Source organism: Archangium lipolyticum (assembly GCF_024623785.1).
Lineage (GTDB): Bacteria > Myxococcota > Myxococcia > Myxococcales > Myxococcaceae > Archangium > Archangium lipolyticum.
In genome coordinates, this window is the sequence record NZ_JANKBZ010000004.1 from 499,086 (window position 1) to 516,395 (window position 17,310).

13 protein-coding genes are annotated in these 17,310 nt (G+C 72.3%); 5 read left to right on the forward strand and 8 right to left on the reverse strand.

The window, feature by feature from the left end; all coding sequences use genetic code 11:
* Positions 1-124 precede the first annotated feature (124 nt).
* The 4 genes from NR810_RS12355 to NR810_RS12370 form a co-directional block, all read right to left on the reverse strand.
* Positions 125-649: a hypothetical protein gene (locus NR810_RS12355; protein ID WP_257451703.1), complete on the reverse strand. Its 525-nt coding sequence runs from the start codon at positions 647-649 to the stop codon at positions 125-127.
* Between the two features lie 33 nt (positions 650-682).
* Entirely contained in the window at positions 683-2,074 is a 1,392-nt protein-coding gene (locus tag NR810_RS12360; RefSeq protein ID WP_257451706.1) for an aminopeptidase P family protein, read from the reverse strand.
* A gap of 57 nt (positions 2,075-2,131) precedes the next feature.
* The gene (locus NR810_RS12365) at positions 2,132-3,880 is read right to left on the reverse strand and encodes a Kelch repeat-containing protein (protein WP_257451707.1); all 1,749 of its coding nucleotides are present in this window, start codon (positions 3,878-3,880) and stop codon (positions 2,132-2,134) included.
* A 155-nt stretch (positions 3,881-4,035) separates the two neighbouring features.
* Positions 4,036-4,380, reverse strand: a complete 345-nt coding sequence (locus NR810_RS12370) for a DUF2171 domain-containing protein (protein ID WP_257451709.1) — start codon at positions 4,378-4,380, stop codon at positions 4,036-4,038.
* A 207-nt stretch (positions 4,381-4,587) separates the two neighbouring features.
* Between NR810_RS12370 and NR810_RS12375 the strand changes: the two genes are divergently transcribed.
* Both NR810_RS12375 and NR810_RS12380 read left to right on the forward strand, forming a co-directional pair.
* Positions 4,588-4,785 (forward strand): hypothetical protein, encoded by a 198-nt coding sequence (locus NR810_RS12375; protein WP_257451711.1) that lies wholly within the window; start codon positions 4,588-4,590, stop codon positions 4,783-4,785.
* Between the two features lie 136 nt (positions 4,786-4,921).
* The gene (locus tag NR810_RS12380) at positions 4,922-7,132 is read left to right on the forward strand and encodes a sensor histidine kinase (protein WP_257451713.1); all 2,211 of its coding nucleotides are present in this window, start codon (positions 4,922-4,924) and stop codon (positions 7,130-7,132) included.
* Positions 7,133-7,194: 62 nt separating this feature from the next.
* Here the strand turns inward: NR810_RS12380 and NR810_RS12385 are convergent, their stop codons facing one another.
* Positions 7,195-7,731, reverse strand: a complete 537-nt coding sequence (locus NR810_RS12385; protein ID WP_257451715.1) for a DUF3592 domain-containing protein — start codon at positions 7,729-7,731, stop codon at positions 7,195-7,197.
* A gap of 150 nt (positions 7,732-7,881) precedes the next feature.
* Here NR810_RS12385 and NR810_RS12390 point away from each other — a divergent pair, with 150 nt between their 5' ends.
* Positions 7,882-8,976 (forward strand): endonuclease/exonuclease/phosphatase family protein, encoded by a 1,095-nt coding sequence (locus NR810_RS12390; RefSeq protein WP_257451720.1) that lies wholly within the window; start codon positions 7,882-7,884, stop codon positions 8,974-8,976.
* Positions 8,973-9,818 carry a hypothetical protein gene (locus NR810_RS12395; protein WP_257451722.1) on the forward strand — a complete coding sequence of 282 codons (846 nt, stop codon included), beginning with the start codon at positions 8,973-8,975 and terminating at the stop codon, positions 9,816-9,818. Before NR810_RS12390 ends, NR810_RS12395 begins: the two co-directional genes overlap by 4 nt.
* Here the strand turns inward: NR810_RS12395 and NR810_RS12400 are convergent.
* The 3 genes from NR810_RS12400 to NR810_RS12410 form a co-directional block, all read right to left on the reverse strand.
* Positions 9,799-10,599, reverse strand: coding sequence for a GNAT family N-acetyltransferase (locus NR810_RS12400; protein ID WP_257451723.1), 801 nt, complete (start codon positions 10,597-10,599; stop codon positions 9,799-9,801). The two genes, NR810_RS12395 and NR810_RS12400, sit on opposite strands and share 20 nt — an antisense overlap.
* Positions 10,600-10,715: 116 nt before the next feature.
* Positions 10,716-12,488 (reverse strand): adventurous gliding motility protein AgmC, encoded by a 1,773-nt coding sequence (agmC, locus tag NR810_RS12405; RefSeq protein WP_257451725.1) that lies wholly within the window; start codon positions 12,486-12,488, stop codon positions 10,716-10,718.
* 82 nt (positions 12,489-12,570) lie between these two features.
* Complete coding sequence (locus NR810_RS12410) at positions 12,571-13,341, reverse strand: hypothetical protein (RefSeq protein ID WP_257451726.1); 771 nt, start codon at positions 13,339-13,341, stop codon at positions 12,571-12,573.
* A gap of 210 nt (positions 13,342-13,551) precedes the next feature.
* Here NR810_RS12410 and NR810_RS12415 point away from each other — a divergent pair, with 210 nt between their 5' ends.
* Positions 13,552-17,289, forward strand: coding sequence for a serine/threonine-protein kinase (locus tag NR810_RS12415; RefSeq protein WP_326522499.1), 3,738 nt, complete (start codon positions 13,552-13,554; stop codon positions 17,287-17,289).
* Positions 17,290-17,310 lie beyond the last annotated feature (21 nt).

The following is a 17,310-nucleotide window of genomic DNA, read 5'->3' on the forward strand; positions in this document are numbered from 1 at the left end:
CCGTGGTGGGCGCATCGACCAGCGCCCCCGTGAACACCTGGCACCTGGGGTGGGTGACGCATGCCCGCTCGCCCTGGGAGCGGGAGCCCCAGCGCCCGCTCCAGACCGGAGAGCCTCGCGAGCCCTACCCCAGCACGCGGAAGAACCAGACGGCCAGCGCGTAGAGCGCCGAGAGGCCGAGCAGCAGGAACTTCACTCCGGCCGCGATGGCCGCGAACTGGAGCAGGTGCTCGGGCGGCTGCTGGAAGGCGTCCAGCGCGCGCCAGAGCGCCGCGTCCTCGAGTGCATCGAGGAGCGCCGCGACGAACGGGGCCAGGCCGAGCCACGCGCCCAGGCGCGCATACTTCCCGGGCGCGGCCCTCGCGGCCAGCAGCGTCAGGGCGGAGACCAGGAAGGGATAGGCCAGCAGGAAGGGGACGTCGTGGAGCAGTGAGCTCCGCGCCGCGTTCCTCCCCGTCTCACCCCAGACCGAGAACATCTGCTTCGCGCGCTCGGCCGACCAGGCGAACTCATACCCGATGATGGTGTACGGCTTCAGCTCCCGGTCGATGGCGGACAGTCGCAGGAAGAGCGCGACCGACAGGGCCCCGGAGATGGCGGCGATGAGCAGGAGGGTCTTCTTGCTCGGACGGGTCAGCAACGGCGTCATGAGATACGGCCTCTCCTGCTCACGAGGGACGTCCTAGCGCACCAGGTGGAACGCCGTCTGCCGCTGGAGCGCCCAGCGCACCTTCCCGCTCGCGTCGATGATGACGTCCTCCTCCTGCGCCGAGCGAACCTTCTGCCCGCCCCACTCGGCCACCGGACTCGTCGCCTGCAACTCGATGGAGAACCACTGGTTCGGGATGACCCCGTGGTCTCCGTTCCCGGGCACGCCCTCCTGCCGGTCCCACAGGCCGATCATCGGCCCGGCCCCGTGCCCGTTCAGCCCGATGGGGTGCGAGTACACCGTCCCGTCGATGCCCTCGGCCCGCATCCGCTCGAGCGATGCCTTCAGGATTTCATTGCCCGTGCGCCCCGGACGCAGCTCCTCGAACACGATGTCCTGCAACCGGTTCGAGCGCGCCAGGGCCGCCTTCAGCCCCGCCGGTGCGTCCGTCTCGCCCTCGCGCAGCACGTAGCCCATGTGCTGGGTGTCCGTGTTCAGCCCCAGCGCCGTCACGCCGAAGTCGCAGTGCAGCACGTCACCCCGCTCGATGACCGGATCCTCGCCCAGCTCCGCCTCCGTCTTCCCCTGCCGCTGCACCTCCACCGACGGCTGGAACCACGTCCCCAGCCCCAGGTCGTTCACCCGCTGGCGCATCCACCACACCACGTCGCTCGTGCGCGTCTTGCCGGGGATGACCACCTGGTTCGAGAACCCCGTCTCGATGATGTTCCACGCGACCTTCGTCAGGTCCGCGTAGAAGCGCTCCTCGTCCGCGCTCCGCCACGCGATGAGGTCCACCGCGAGCCCGCCAGCCGGCTTCATCTTCGCCGTCCACTCGGGCCCGAGCGCCTCGGCCATGCCCTCGTACTCGCCATGCGTCAGGCCATCCGCGAAGGCGAACGTGCGCGACACGTTGATACCGATGACCTGGGGCTTGCGCTCCTCCAGCACCGCCTTCAACACCTTCCACTGGTCCGGCCCCCACAACTCGGCCTGCCGGGTCGTCCCGCCCCGGTCCACCTGCATCTGCGCGCGCCGCGTCTCGTACACCCCGCCCTGCGACCCGCCGCCCAGCGCGAGCCGCTGCACCCCCAGCTGCGGACCCCGGTCATGGAAGACGTAGATGGTCCGCCGCCGAGCCGCGAACGTCGTGGGCGACACCAACGCCGGGAAGACGGGATCCTCGTTGTACTCGCGCATCGGCACCACCCACATCTCGATGCCGTACTTGCGCATCAGCATGGGGAGCGCCGTGTCCATGCGCTCGCGCAGCCAGGCCTGCTGCCGGGTGGCCTGGTCACGCAACGTGCCGAAGGGGCGCTCGGGCGCGGCCGCCTCCGGTGCGGGGGAGGCGGGGGCGGTGGTGGCACAGGCGGAGGAGACGAGGAACAGGGGGACGAGGAGACGAATCCAGGTGTTCTTCATGGCGGCGCAGCTTCGCACGTTGCGCCGCCGCGTCTACCCTCGTGAAAACCGCGCTTCTCACCGCGTGGCGAACACGAGGTCGTCCACGTCATCGAAGACGCCGCCGGGGCACGGCTCGGCGCTGCCCGCGTAGCGGAACACACCCCGCACCGCCTGCAACGCGCCCCCCGGCAGCACGAACGTCGCCGACAGCACCTGCACCCCCGGACGGCTCGGCGTGAGCGTCGCCAGGTACGTCCACGCCGGATTGCGCGCATCCGCCGCGAAGTACAGGTCCAACCGGTTCTCGCCCGGATCCGTGTACGCCCACACCGTGGCCTCCACCCGCACCGTCTTCCCCGGCGCCAGCGTCCCTCCCTCCACCGTCACCACCCGCAGCCCGTCGAGCGCCTCGTCCCGCTCGTGCTTGCCACCGTCGCCGTCCTCGCACGAGCCCCACAGCGTGTTGGGCGCGTTCGACTCCGGGCCGAGCCGCCCCCGTCCCGTCAGCAGCGTGCCCGAGGTGCACCCCTGCTCCACCCCATCACACCGCGGCGCCCTCAGCTCCGGGTCGAACATCGCGCGCTCCACCCCGCAGCCCTCCGGGCCACACCGCGACTCCACCGCGCAGGGGCCGCACTCCAGCGTCCCTCCGCACCCGTCCGGCACCGCGCCACACACCCGGCCCGCCGCCTCGCACGTCAGCGGCAGGCACACGCCCGGCGCGTACCGCTCGCTCGTGGCCAGCGTCCCCTCCAGGTCGTTGGAGCCGCCCACCACCAGCACCGCGCCGTCCGGCAGCCGCACCAGCCCCGCCCCTCGCCGCGCCGTCCCCAGCGCCGGCTCCGCGCTCCACGTGTCCGACGCCACGTCGTAGCTCTCCACCGACGCGAGCGCCCCCGACATCACATGGAAGCCTCCCACCACCCGCACCCGCACCCGCCCGTCCCCACCCTCCTCCACCCACGCTCCGTGCCCCTCGCGCGGCGTGCCCGGCGCCTTCGCCAACAGCCACTCGCCGCTCGCCGGGTCGTACAGCTCCGCCGTGGCCGCCGCACGCGACGTGGTGCCTCCCACCACCAACACCCGCCCATCCGGCAGCCGCGTCACCGTGTGCCCCGAGCGGTGCGTCCCCGCCGCGCCTCCCACCGGGCCCGCCTTCGTCCACTGGCCGCTCGCCGGGTCGTACAGCTCCGCCTGCAGCCCGCTCACGAAGAGCACCTTGCCGCTCGCCAACACCACGCCCGTCTGGGCACCACCGCGCGCGGACGTCGGCGCGCCCGTGCGCGTCCACCGCCCCGTCGCCGGCTCGAACAGCTCCGCCGAGCGCACCGGGTGCCGGTCCACGTCGAAGCCGCCCGCCACCAGCACCCGTCCGTCCGGCAGCAGCACCGCCGCGGGGTCGTTGCGCGCCTCGGCCATGTCCGCCACCGCCGTCCACCGGCCCGTCGCCGGGTCGTACACCTCCGCGCTCGCCAGCGCGCCGAAGGACGCCGAGTACGTGCCGCCCACCACCAGCACGCGCCCGTCCGTCAGCGCCACCGCCGCGTGGTTGCGCCGCGCCGTGCGCAGCGCCCCCGTGGCACGCCACTCCCCCGTCTCCGGGTCGTACACCTCGCAGCTCGCGAGCGTGCGGCTGCCGTCGTGCCCTCCCGCGGCCAGCACCCGCCCGTCCGCCAGCGCCACGAAGGGCAGCAGCTTGCGCGGCGTGGTCAGCCCGCGCGCCACCGTCCTCTCCGACGGCTCCTCCGGTGCCGGCGCCGAGCTGCACGAGAACACCCATGTGAAGAGCGCCACCATGGCGCAGGACGTCGAAACCCTTTTCATGACCCTCCCCACTCCGTTCCGAGAGGGACGGGTCTACACTCAGGGTCTGACATCCCCGGGCCGCACTTCTCCTGTGATTCCCGGGAGTTATCGTCCTCTTCACGACAGGCCTGACGGGTTGTGCGGGATTCGTGCCGCGGCCCGTCATGGGCCCGTCACAGGTGTGTCAGGGAGCCGTCCAACCCATGACCCATGGGGTGCTCCTCCTCCTCGTCCACGTTCACGTTCACCGGCTCCGCCTCCAGGCCCTCGCTGTGCCGCGGGGGCAGCGCGCCACCGTCGTCGTCCTCCAGCTTCAGCAGGTGCGGGGTGCGCTCGAGGTACAGCTCGCCGTCGCGCACGTGGCGCACGTCCGCGTATTCCACCAGGAACTCGTCGCGAGACAGCAGGCGCGGCTCCAGCTCGAAGTGGCTCTCGCCCACCGCGCCCACGCGCCCCACCTTCCGGCCCTCCGCGTCCCGCACCACCATGCCCTCACGCACCTCTTCCAGCCGTACCATGACGTCCTCCTCACGAGCCCCCGCGCCCTCCCGCACCGGGCCCCTCTCCTTCTGAGTGGGGAACACCCGGCGCCACGGCAAGGGCTGGCAGGAGGGGCGGCCCTGGGGACAGGGGGTGGCTCCTCGCCCCGGCGCGCATGCGGCGAGTGGAGGCGTGGGGCCAGCGGGGTGCGCGGTGCCTAACGTTTCCGCGAGGAGGAAGCCGTCATGCTCCTGGAAATGACCGCCGTGGAGGCCCGCGAACTCAAGGAGGTCCTCGACTCGTCCCTGCGTGAGTTGCTCGACGAGATCGCCCACTCGGACCATCGCGCCTACCGAGAGATGCTGCAGGCCCGTTACAGCCGGCTCGAGCAGCTCAACCACCGCCTGGAGGCGTCCGTCGAGAGCGATCAGGTCTACGCCTGAGCCCTCCCGGCGTGCGCGAAAGTGTCGCGTGCGTGCGCCCCCTCAGGGCGCGAAAGGTGCGCATTCTCGGGACGTCCGGCATGCTTCGAGTACGGAGGCGCTCCGGGGAGCCCCGGGCGCCCGCGAAGACATGCACGTGACGATACCGGCCGCGCCCCTCCGTTTCCTCCTCTCCCCGTCGCTCGGAGAGGTGAAGGAGCACGTGCGGGCCGAGCTCTTCGGCCGGGCACTCGCCCAGCGGCTGGGCCGCCCGGTGGTGGTGGAGCTGGCGCCCTCGTACGAGGCCCTGGAGCGGGAGCTGGTGGAAGGCCGGGTGGACCTCGCCTGGGGCACCGCCGAGCAGTGCACCGCCTTCGAGCCGGAGTCGCGCGCGGTGCTGAGGGCCGTGCGGGCGGGGCGCTGGTACTACCACGCGGCGCTGGTGTGCAGGGCCGAGCGGCCGCTCACCCTGGAGACGTTGAAGGGCACGCGCGCCGCCTGGGTGGCTCCGCGCTCCACAGGCGGATACCTGCTGCCCGTGCGCCACCTGCAGGCCCGGGGGCACACCGCCTCGGACACCTTCCACGAGGAGCGCTTCCACGGCACCTACCGCAAGGCGCTACAGGCGGTGCTGGCCGGCGAGGCGGACGTGGCCACCATCTACTCGAGCCACCCGGAGGAGAACACCGTCCGGGCCTACCTCGCCGAGCACGTGGGTGCGGACGAGCGCCTGCTCATCCCCTTCGAGTTCACCGAGCCCACGCTGGCCGACGGGCTCATCCTCACGTCGCGGTTGCAGGAGGCGGACGCGGCCGCGCTGGTGTCCATCCTCACCACGCTGGCAGTGGGGGGCGCGGGGCTGGAGCCACTGCTGGGCCTCTTCGACAGCGAGGGTTTCGTGCTCTCCTCGCTGCCGGTACCCCGGCCGCCCCCGCTCCGGGCGGCGCGGCACACGGAGTACCTGGCGGCGGAGCTGGACGCGCAGGAGCGGTGCATGCGGCTGTGGACGCCCACGGGCTCGGCCTTCGGGCGGGACACGCGCCACGCCGAGGGCCGAGCGCTGGAGACGGTGCTGGGGCCCGAGGCGGGAGCCGCGCTGGTGGCGCTCGCGCGGGCGGCGAGGCACAGCGGCGTGGGAGGACGGGTGGAGTACCGCCTGGAGGTGGAGGGAGACACACGGTGGTACGCGGCCGAGGCCACGGTGCGAGCGCCGGCCCCGGGCAGCACGGCGAGCACCACCACGGCGCTGCTGGTGCGGGACGTCACCGAGCTGCGCGCACTGGAGGAGGAGCTGTACCGGCTGGCCTCCTTCCCACTGCTGCACCCGGAGCCGATGCTGGAGGTGGGGATGGACGGGGCGCTGCGCTACGCCAACCCGGCGGCGCACACGGCCTTCCCGGATCTGCTGGTGCGTGGGGCGGGGCACCCGCTGGTGGAGGCGACACTGGCGTGGGCGAAGCGGGGCGCGGAGGTGGGCGAGTCCCCGCCCACGGTGCAACTGGGAGGGCGGCACTGGGAGCTGACGGTGGCGCTGCTGTTGGACCCCGAGGGGCTGCGGGTGTTCGCCAAGAACGTGACGGCGCGCAAGCAGATGGAGGCCCAGCTCTTCAAGGCGGACCGGATGGCGGCGCTGGGCTCGCTGGCGGCGGCGGTGGGGCACGAGATGAACAATCCGCTGGCCTACATGCTGGCCAACCTCAGCTTCGCGACCGAGGAGCTGGAGCGGATCCGGAAGGCATTGCGCGAGCAGGGAAGCGAGCTGGGAGAGGACCTGGGCGACGTGGAGGAGGCGCTGGGCGAAGTGAGGGACGGGGCGGACCGGCTGAAGACGATCGTGCAGGACCTGCGGATGCTGTCGCGCGCACCGCCGGAGCAACGGGAGCGGGTGGAGCTGGTACCGGTGCTGGAGCACGCGCTGAGCCTGGTGCGGGGTGAGCTGCGGCACCGGGCGAAGCTGGAGAAGGACTTCCGGCCGGTGCCGCTGGTGGACGGGGACGAAGGACGGCTGGGCCAGGTGTTCCTCAACCTGCTGTTGAACGCGGTGCAGGCGATGAGCGAGCTGGACGCGGCGCGCAACGTGCTGCGGGTGGCGACGTACACGGGGCCTGGGGGCGAGGTGGTGGTGGAGGTGCAGGACACGGGGGTGGGGATGGCGCCGGAGGTACTGGCGCGGCTGTTCGAGCCCTTCTTCACCACGAGGCCGGCGAGCACGGGGCTGGGGCTGTCGGTGAGCCACGCCATCGTGTCGAGCCTGGGAGGCACACTGCGAGCGGAGAGCCGCGAGGGAGTGGGCACGACCCTGACAGTCATCCTGCCGGCCGCGCCGTCCCACAACAACCCCTCTCCCTCTGGGAGAGGGACGGGGTGAGGGTATCGAGCCCCCGGGTTGAATCCGTCGAGGAGGCTGGGAGCTGAGAGTCGCCTCGCGCCTCAGCTACGGCGCATCGCGGTCTCCGCGCGCCGCACCTGGTCCACATCGAGCATGTACTTGAGCGAATCCGCCCGGTCGTAGACGACGGTGACCTCCTGACCCACGACGTACGCGTCCTCCGCGAAGAACGTGGAGTAGGAGCCTTCGCGCTCCAGACCGTCGCCGTCCTCGAACCGGAAGGTGAGCCGGCCGAGGCTCTTGGGCGAGTGCTGCACGTGGGTAATCCACCCCACCGTTGGCACGCCGTTGCGCAGCAGTTCCCCCTGCGCCTTCCGCATGCGCAATCCATGGAAGCCCAGTCCCGCGCCGCCGGCGATGAACACGAGGCCCAGGAGCAGCCTGGCGGGATCGCCGGAGGGGGCCGGTTCCCGTGGACGAGTCACGTGCAAGCGTATGGGTCTGGCGACGGTGACATCCTCCTCCTGAGCCTCCTCGCCGCCAGAGAAGGAGGGGAGCGCGTCGTAGCTGAAGAACACGCCCGCCAGCAGCAGGGTCAGTCCCATGAGGCTCTGGCCGATCGGAGTCTCGCGAATCATCGTGGGAGAGACTCTATCGCGAGGATCGCCTGCCAGCGCATGCACGCCGACATTACGGGGCACCAAAGTCGAAGTACCATCGCGCATCAAATGAGACGATTACTCCCACTGCTCGTACTGCTGGCTGGCTGCGAATGGGTGGCCAACCCCATGAACTTCACCCGGGAAGAGGTCCCGCGCTTCAAGGCGCACGCGGACCACCCCGCGCCCGTGACGAATCCCACGTCCCTCAAGGTGATGGCGTGGAACGTGAAGTACGGGGCCTGCCGCATCGACTTCTGGTTCGACTTCTGGGGCGACCGCGTCCAGATGTCCTCCACCGAGGTGACGGACTGTCTCACCAAGGTGGCGGCGCTCGTCCGCGAGTACGACCCGGACATCCTCATGGCGGAGGAGATCGAGGTCGACTCGAAGCGCAGCGCATACATCGACATGGTGCGCTTCCTGCTGGAGAACACGAACCTCCGTTACGCGGCCTACATGTCCACCTGGGACTCGCGCTACGTGCCGTCCGAGGGCGTGGGCCGCATGAACCTGGGCAACGCCATCTTCTCGCGCTACCCCATCACCAAGGCCGAGAGCATCCGCCAGGTCGACCGCACGGACCAGGACGTGGTGACGGCGACCTTCTACATCAAACGCGTCATCGGCCGGGCCGAGGTGGACCTGGGCAACGGGCGCACCATCGCCGCGTACGTGGTGCACACCGAGGCGTATGACCAGGACGGCACCAAGCAGAAGCACATCCAGCAGATTCACGACCTCCTGCGTGCGGAGAAGCTCCCGTGGGTCATCGGAGGTGACTTCAACGAGCTGCCGCCGGTGTGCGACGAGCGCGCGCCCGCGGAAGCCCCGGAGTCCTGCGACGGCAAGCTGCGGCTGTCCGGCTTCCTGGACGAGCGCGAGAGCAGCAAGGGCACCGAGTTCGAGCAGCCCCCCTACACGCCCAGCGTCATGAAGCCGTTCTACGAGGACTTCGAGCCGTTCATCCCGCTGGCCCGCTACGGCGTGGGCGAGGCGAACCAACGGCCCTACTTCACGCACTCGATGCTCGGTCCGGACGCGGTGAACGACCAGGGCGTGCCCGGCTTCTGGAACCGCACACTGGACTACCTCTTCATCCGAAAGGGCGAGGTGTGGACGGACACGGACGTCATCCAGGAGCCCGGCCGCCTCGGCGTCCAGAGCAACGCCCTCGAGCTGTCCGACCACGCCCCCGTGGCCGGCACGTGGAGGCTGCCATGAGAGCCCTGCTTCTCCTCGTCCTGCTGGGCGGCACCCTCTCGCTCGCGGAGCCACTGCCCGCCCGGGACACCGCCGACGTGGGCCCGCGCGGCTCCTGGAGCGTGGGCGTCTTCAACCCGCTGCGCATCGCGGTGCATGACCGCGTCGAGCTCCAGACGCATCCGCTCCTCTTCTTCGTGGCCCCCCACGTGGATGCCCGCGTCGCCCTGGTGCGCTCGCCGCTCCGGCTGACGGGCGAGGCCGGCCTCTCGGTGCCGACGTTCGCCCTGCGCCTGGCCAAGGGGTTCTTCTTCCCCTCGTGGGACACCAGCCAGAACGACATCGGCTGGATGCTGGTTCCACGGGCCGGCCTGCTGCTCTCCGGAGACGTGCTCGCGCACGACGTGTGGACGCTCCGGGCGGAGGCCTCCTTCCGCGTTCCGTTGGGCCCCAACAGCGCCGAGCCGCTCAACTCCTTCCTCACCCCGTTGGATCTCCTGCTCGCGGCGCCGCTGACCGGCTTCCGCTCGCGCGTGGGCGGCGCGTACGACCACGCCTTCAACGAGCGCCTGCGTCTGCGCGGTGAGCTGAACCTCTACGTCACCGGCCCGCAGGGAAACCTCGAGGTGTCGGGCGTGGACGTGGGGCCGCTCGCCCCGCTCTCTCCGCTCATCGTCACCGCCCATGCCGGGCTCGACATCGCCCTCTTCCAGCACAGCCGCCTCACCCTGGGCGTGTTGTGGGCCAACGCGGACCAGGGGGCGACCAAGGTGGTGACGGGCAGCGACGGCTTCAGCGAGCGCGTCCGCGTTCGGGGGAACAACTTCCTCCCGACGCTGGACTTCATCTGGGCGGGTTTCTGAGCTTGTTGGAGTAGATCCGGAACGTACACACCTCCCGGAAGCCCATCCGCCGGTAGATGCCCAATCCATCCGGCGAGGCCTGCAGGGCTCCGCGCTTCGCGCCGAGCCCGCGCGCGAACGCGAGCGTGTAGTGGGTGAGCGCCGAACCGTAGCCCCGGTTCCGGTGCTCGGCCCGGGTGCTGATGTCGAAGATGTGCGCGCCGTCCCCGCTCAAGTAGAGAGAACTCGTCCCCACCGGCTGGCCATCGACGAGCCCGAGGAAGAGCTTCAGCGGACGCTCCGCGAGCTGCCCGAGCCGGGCCACCCGCTCGTAGAAGTGCACCACGTGGGCATCCGGCGGCTCGAAGAGCGAGGCGATGACGCGGCCGAAGGCCTCCACCTCCTCCGGCCGCTCCACCACCTTGATCTCCAGCCCGGCGGGAGGGCGCATCTCCGGGAGCTCGCGGAGATCGGCGACCATCCCCACGTCGACCTCATCCTCCAGGAAGTCGTGGCGCCGGAGTGACTCCAGGACCGCATCCTCGCGGAGCTCGTCGCAGGTCCACCACGCCGCGGGCCGCCGCGCGGCGTTGAACGCTCCGCAGATGCGGTCGGCCAGCGCCGGACCCTCCGCGCCCAGCCGCTTGCTGATCACCAGGTTGAAGGTGTCGGTCTCGTAGCCGGAGTCGATGACGGCGTAGTGCCCGGTCCGTTCGACCCTCGAGGGGGGCCCGACCAGACCTGGATAGTAGGTGTTCTTGCCGATCAGCCCCTCGAACAGGAACTCGAGCTGCGCATCCATGGAACCTCCCTGGGTCTGTGTGGCGGCTCTCCTACCAGAAGCGACCCCGTTCAGGACACACGCAGAGTCATGGCCTTCGAGCAGAAGCCGCCGCTGGTTCGTCAGGGTCGGGTTCTTCAGCGAGGATGACAACGCACCACCCGCGCACGGGTCAACACACACGCCAGCACGACGAGCCCGAGTCCCCACGCGCCACCGCCCGAGGCCACGCCACACCCGAAGCCCACCCGCAGGCCGAGCATGCCGCCCACGGTGAAGCCGAGCGGCGCCGAGAGGGCGCTCCGCATTCCGAACTGCTCGGCCCAGGCCTGGGCCTCGTGGGACCCTTCCGCGAGCGCCTCGGGAGGCACGACGGAGAAGACCCCAGACGCATCCGCCACCACGGGGGCTCCGACGGGCGAGCCATCGAGGAACACCTGCACGGAGGCACCGGGCGCCGTCCTGCCCTCGAGCTGGGGCTGAGCGGCGACCCCGGCCGCGCCACTCCCGGGGGAGACCCAGGTGGGCACGGGAGGCGCGGCGAAGGCCTGAGCGATGACCTCCACGCGCCCCTCGAACTCGGGCGCGCCCGCGACGATGGGCTCGGCGCCCCGGGCCCCCTCGGGCGTGTAACCCGAGAGCCCCGCGCTCGCGGATGCGGCGCATTCCGAGGGCACACCACCGGCCGCCTGGACGAGCAGAAGCCCCCCTCCACCACCGCCTCCAGGAGAGGTGTCACTGTCCGCGCCCACGCCGCCCTTCGCCGAGAGCACCGTGCAGCCGAGCTTCTCCGCGACACGCACGTGCACCGTACCGCCCGCGCCACCGCCACCACCGCCCCCATGAAGCGTCGTGGCCGAGGGCGCGGCCAGCCCGTTGGCCGTGATGATTCCGCGAGGACGAGGACCCTGGATTTCACGGGCACGCACGAAGACGATGCCTCCCCCCGCGCCTCCACCCGAGCCCTCGATTCCCGCGCCACCGCCGCCGCCGAACAGCAGGCGCTCCACGGAGCTCGAGTAGCGCAGCGCCATGCCGCCACGGCCTCCCACGTCGCGCTCGAGCGCTTCCTGCGAGGAACGGCCGCCCTGCCCTCCCCTGCCGATGTGGCCTCCCCCGCCTCCGCCCGCGTCGTGGCAGTTGCCGCCGCCTCCTCCGTTGGCGAACCGGGCGTACCCGTGCGAGAGCGCATCGAAGGGGATGCTGACGAACCCCTCGCCCTTGCGCGCACCGCCCCCCCTCGTCGCCGGCCCGTCCTGCTCCGCGCAGTCGTAGAGATACAGGGCCACGTCCTTCTCGGCCTCGCCGCCGCGGAAGCCCGTGCCCTCCGCGTCCAGTGAGCCCTGGTTGAAGACGGTCTCGCTGGCGAGGAAGGCCAACACCCCGCCGCTGCGCCCGTTCCAGGGCGGAGCCCGCAGCGAGCCGGTGCTCGAGACGCGCACATCCGTGTGCTCGGGCACGCGCACCACCTGGGACGGAAGGGTGAAGTCATTCACGAGCGGCGCGGAGAGGCGCAGCATCCCGGTCGAGACACCCGCCAGGCGCGCCAGTTCCCAGCGGCCCGTGCGCGAGCCCTCCAGGTCGAGCGCGTCCACGCGCGACTGCTCGAGCGACAACCGCTCCCCCACCTGCAGCACGAGCACCAGCTCGCCCGCGGCGAAGGCCGACGCGTCCTCCACGCTCAGCTCGGTGGCGCCCACCGGCGACATGGCGGCGAGCGCCGTGGAGGCATTGATGACGATACCCGGGTCCCTCACCTGCAGCGAGCCATGCTGGCCATTGCCCAGGCCGAAGACATCCTTCTCGGCGAGGACCGCGCCCGGCAGCAGCACGAGCCCCACGGACAGGAGCCCGAGCAGGGCCCTCCGTGGATTCTCCGGGACGAAGCGACGCGAGGCGGCAGGCGACACGGGACTCCTCCAGTCTCCACCGCTCGTCATAGGAGGGAACGAGGGAGGACGGCAACCCACGCGGCCCGTGCGGCCTCCGACCTCAGAACCGGCCCTGCGCGAGCGAGAACACGGGCATCATGCGGCCCGGGCGCGAGACGTCCGAGGTGATGACGGGAAGCGGCGCCCCCAGGGAGACGCGCTTCCCGTCGACGTTGAGGAGCGCGGGAGAGGGAGCCCTGGACGCGAAGGCACGATCCGGCTCCTTGGTGAGGTTGATGAAGACGGTCTGCACCAGGGCGACGAGCAACCAGCTGGCGACGTGGGTGGGCCAGAGGACGAGCTCGAGGCCCCCGTTGCGGTGCGGCCGGCTGTACTGCACGGCCCAGAAGACACCGTAGGTGGCGACACCGGAGAGCCACGTCCAGATGAAGCTGTGGGAGTAGTCGAGCTCCGTGGCGGCGATGAGCCAGATGGGGATGGTGCTGAGGAGCGGGAGGACGGCGCCGTTGAGGAGGATCATCGCGTGTGTGCCCGCGCCCAGGACGAAGTCCACGCCCTCTCCGCCGGTGAAGGCGGAGGTGAGGACGGTGGCGCCGAAGAGGGCGACGACCTCCACGGCCCACATGCCGGTGCCCACGAGGAGCTGCGTGCCAAAGCCGGTGAAGAACTCACCCAGGGGCCGCAGGAGCGAGAAGGACGAGTGCCGGGCGGGGACTCCGGGCACGTGCTCATGCGAGAGCAGCCCGTAGCCCGAGGGCGCGGCGAGCGTCGGCGCGAGCAGGCCGAGCGCACGAGGCTCCCGGGCCTCGAGCCGGGGAGCGTCCACCGGGGAGAACTGTAGGACGGAGAGGACGAGCAGCGTGGTGAGCATGGTGGCTCCGGGATGAAGGCGCCGGGAAGGCGCGAGGTGGAAGTATGCCGCGCCACCGGGAATCAACGCTTCTGCTAACCTCCCACCCCGGCGGCTCCCCACCGCCCTCCCATGCGCTGCCCGGTCTGCCATCGTCGCCTCGCTCCTGGCGCCGCCTGCCCCGTGCACGCGGAGCGGCCCCGGCCCTCCCTGGAGCCCGAGCCCCTCCCCGTGCCCGGGCTGCCCGGCTTCCACTCCCTGGCGCTCATCGGCTCCGGGGGTTTCTCCCGCGTCTTCTCCGCCCGCCGCGACGAGGACGGACGCGAGGTGGCCCTGAAGGTGGCTCGCGGCCCCTTCGGCCCTCGCTTCGCCCGCGAGGCCTCCGCCCTGCGCCGCGTGGGCCCTCCCATCGTCCCCGACGTCCTCCACGAAGGCGCCCTCGACGCCCAGCCCTACCTCGTCCTCGAGCGCCTGCGCGGCCAGACACTCGCCGCCTGGATGGCCGCGCTCCCCGGCTCTGGCGCCGCTCCCCTCTCGCACGTGCACGAGCTGCTCGCCGGACTGTGCGGCGCCCTGGAGCGCGTGCATGGCGCGGGGCTCGTCCACCGCGACCTCAAGCCCGAGAACGTCTTCCTCCGCGAGGGCGGCGCGCTCAGCCTGCTCGACTTCGGCCTCGCGCGCTTCCTCGATGACTCCGACCCCGGCGAGCCCGAGGCCTCCGTCAGCCTCACCCGCACCGGCCAGCGGCTCGGGACCGCCGTCTACATGGCTCCCGAGCAGTGCCTCGAATCCCGTGACGTGGATGCGCGCACGGACCTCTACGCGCTCGGCGTCCTCCTCTTCGAGCTGCTCACCGGCGCACCGCCCTTCACCGGTGGGGCGGACGAGGTGCTCCGGGGCCACGTCAGCCTCCGGCCGCCTCGCGTCTCCGAGCGCGCTCCCGTGCCGCCGGCCCTCGATGATGTCCTCCTGCGGTGCCTCGCCAAGGATCGCACCGCGCGCTTCGGCTCCGCCTCCGAGCTCCTCGCCGCCTTCGATGCCGCCCGCCGCACCGACACCTCCGCGCCCGGTGCCGCCGAGGACGCGCTCGCCCCCGCACGGCCCCGGGGCCTGCGGCTGATGGCCGTCCTCGGGGTGCGCGGCGAGCTGCCCGTGGACCAGCTCGTCTCGACCGTGGCGCCCGAGGGCGGGCTGCTCGCGCGCGTGCACCCGGGCCGCTACCTCATCGCCTTCCCCGAGCACCCCTCGGCCGAGGCGGGACTCCGCGCCGCCGCGCGCTCCGCCCGGCAGCTGCTCGACGAGCCCGGCACCACCGCCGTCCTCCACCTCGCGGAGCTGCGCGTACGCCCCGGTGCCACCGTCACCCGCCTGGCGGGCACCGCGCTGGAGCAGCCGGACTCCTGGTGGCCCACCGGGGCCTCCAGTGGAGACACGTTGCTGCTGGCCACGCCCGAGGCCGCCGCACGGCTCGGAGAGGGCGCGACGACGCCTGGCCCCTCGGGCTCCCTGCTGCTCACCGGGGACTCCGCCATCACCCGCGCCCCGTCAGCGACCGAGCCGCCGCCCCTCGTGGGCCGCAACGCGCTGCTCGACTCTCTCCTGGCCGACGCGGCCCGCTCCTTCTCGGGCCATGGCCCCGGCCTCTCCGTCCTCACGGGCGAGGCGGGCCACGGAAAGACGCGCCTGCTCGACGCGCTCGCCGCCCGGCTGGAGTCGGAAGGCCGGGCCCGGGTGGTGCGGCTCGCCGCCCCCCACCCCGACGAGTCCTCCGCGGATGCGCTCCTGAACGCGCTCTGGGCCCAGGCCCACCCGGACACGGCCACGCCGCCCGCGCTGCCCTCCAGGGCCCGGCGCCACACCCTCGCCCGCGCCGTGGCCGAGGCCCTGCGCCAGCTCGCCACCCGGCAACCCCTGGCCCTCCTCCTGGACGATGCGCACCAGGCGGACCCCACGTGCCTGGACGCGCTGGAGGTGGCCACGCTCGCCGCGCCAGAAGTACCCCTCTGGGTGTGCGCCGCCGGCCGTCCCGAGCTGCTCGGCCTGCGCCCCCTCCTCGGAGAGCGGGCCGGACACCTCGCGCGCCATGTCCTGCCCCCACTCGCGCCCGAGGCCAGCCGCGCGCTGCTGCTGTACCTGCTGCGCCCCGCCGAGTTCATCGCCGAGCCCGTGCTGGCCCGTCTGGAGCAGCTGGCGCAGGGCGTGCCGCTGTCGCTGGTGGAGGTGGCCGAGGCGCTGAGGGCCTCGGGGGCACTGCGCGCCACGGCGGGCGGTGAAGGGTACGTGGCCGCGGACGAGCTGCTGCACGTCTCGGTGACGCCCCTCTTCGAGCGGCTCGCCGCGAGGGCCCTCTCCGTGCTGCCCGCGGCGCACCAGGGGCTGGCGCAGCTGTGCGCGGTGTTGGGCCAGGAGCTGACGGTGGCGCAGGTGGACGCGGCCCAGCGTCACCTCGATATAAAGGAGGACACCCCGCACGTGGCCGGCCTGGACGCGGGAGCGGGGCTCGTGAGGCTGGAGCGCGCGGGAGTGCTGCGGGCGGTGGCCGCGGACCGCTACGCCTTCCGGCAGCCCCAGCTGCGCGAGGCCCTGGAGCGAGCCCTGCCCACCCCGTGGCGCCGGGCCCTGCACGCGGCGGCGCTGCGAAGCCTCTCGGGAGGAGGCGCCACGGAGCAGCGCCGGCGCGCACGCCATGCCGCGGCCTGTGGCGCGCACGAGGAGTCCTTCACCGCCTGGTTCTCGCTGGCCGAGGGCGCGCGGCAGGCGCACCGCTACGTGGAGGCGGAGCAGGACTACACGCACGCCCTGGCGCAGCTGCCGGAGGGAGACTCGGAGCGGCGCGCGCGAGTCCTGGCCGGGCGAGGCCGGGTGCGCTACCGCACGCATCGCTTCCGAGAGGCCCTCGCGGACCTGAAGGCGGCGCGCGAGCTGGCCGGGGTGCTGGGCCACACCGCGCTGGAGGTGGATCTGCTGTTGGAGGAGGCCACCGTCCTGGACTGGCTGGAGGACGGCGAGGGCACGGCGGCGCGCACGCAGGAGGCGCTCGACAAGGCGGACGCGCTGGATGACCCGCGCCTCTCCGTGCGCTGCTCACTGGCCCGCGCGAGACAGGCGTGGCGGCAGGGGGACTGGACGCGTGCGACGCGGCTGCTGACGGCCACGGAGGAGTCCGCCGCGCTCCTCAGGGACACGGAGACGCGCGTCATCGCTCTAATGATGCGGGCCACGGGGCTGGCGCTCCAGGAGCAGGCGGACGAGTCCATGCGGGCCTTCGACGAGGGGCTCGCGCTGTGCCGCAAGGAGGGGGACACGCTGCACGAGGCGGCCACGCTCATCAACCGGCCCTTCCTCTGGCGCGTGCGCGGGGACGTGGAGGCGGCGCTGGAGGACCTGCGGCGCTCCTCGGCCCTGGCGCGCGAGCTGGGACACCCGCAGATAGAGCGGTGGGCCTCGGGCAACCTGGCCGAGTTCCTCCACTGGGCCGGGCGCACGGAGGAGTCCTGGCGGCTGGCGCGGCGCGCGCACGAGCTGGGCGTGCGCTTCTTCGCCGAGCACCCGGTGGCGGTGGACGCGGTGCTGCTGGCGCGCGTGTGCGCGGCGCGTGGAGACCTGGAGGAGGCGCGGAGGCTCCTGGCATGGCTCTCCGAGCACTGCCGCCGCGAGAGCGCCCCGCCCAACACCCTGGTCCTGTGGCGGCTGGTGGAGCTGCAACTGCGCGAGGCCGATACCGGCACGAGGAGCGCGGAGGACTGGAAGGCGCTCGTCGCGGAGGCCGAGCCGAACACCTCGGGCGACGAGCTGACGGAGGTGCTGTACCAGGCCACCCGCTCCGCGCTGGGGGCCGGGAGCCGGGACGAGGCCGGCGAGTGGCTCACCCGGGCCGAGCGCACCGCGGCGGCCTCTCCCCTGTGGCGCGCGCGGCTGGACGCGCTGCGCGTAGCCTGGGAGGCAACACCCGCCCCTCCGGCGCTGTAGCCTCCAGGGCAACAGCGCCCC

What these genes read in the sequence shown, in the direction of transcription:
- NR810_RS12410 (WP_257451726.1), bottom strand. Translation starts at nt 13,341, where the DNA reads ATGCTCACCACGCTGCTCGTCCTCTCCGTCCTACAGTTCTCCCCGGTG.
- NR810_RS12365 (WP_257451707.1), bottom strand. Translation starts at nt 3,880, where the DNA reads ATGAAAAGGGTTTCGACGTCCTGCGCCATGGTGGCGCTCTTCACATGG.
- NR810_RS12355 (WP_257451703.1), bottom strand. Translation starts at nt 649, where the DNA reads ATGACGCCGTTGCTGACCCGTCCGAGCAAGAAGACCCTCCTGCTCATC.
- NR810_RS12375 (WP_257451711.1), top strand. Translation starts at nt 4,588, where the DNA reads ATGCTCCTGGAAATGACCGCCGTGGAGGCCCGCGAACTCAAGGAGGTC.
- NR810_RS12400 (WP_257451723.1), bottom strand. Translation starts at nt 10,599, where the DNA reads ATGGATGCGCAGCTCGAGTTCCTGTTCGAGGGGCTGATCGGCAAGAAC.
- NR810_RS12390 (WP_257451720.1), top strand. Translation starts at nt 7,882, where the DNA reads ATGAACTTCACCCGGGAAGAGGTCCCGCGCTTCAAGGCGCACGCGGAC.
- NR810_RS12360 (WP_257451706.1), bottom strand. Translation starts at nt 2,074, where the DNA reads ATGAAGAACACCTGGATTCGTCTCCTCGTCCCCCTGTTCCTCGTCTCC.
- NR810_RS12370 (WP_257451709.1), bottom strand. Translation starts at nt 4,380, where the DNA reads ATGGTACGGCTGGAAGAGGTGCGTGAGGGCATGGTGGTGCGGGACGCG.
- NR810_RS12385 (WP_257451715.1), bottom strand. Translation starts at nt 7,731, where the DNA reads ATGATTCGCGAGACTCCGATCGGCCAGAGCCTCATGGGACTGACCCTG.
- NR810_RS12395 (WP_257451722.1), top strand. Translation starts at nt 8,973, where the DNA reads ATGAGAGCCCTGCTTCTCCTCGTCCTGCTGGGCGGCACCCTCTCGCTC.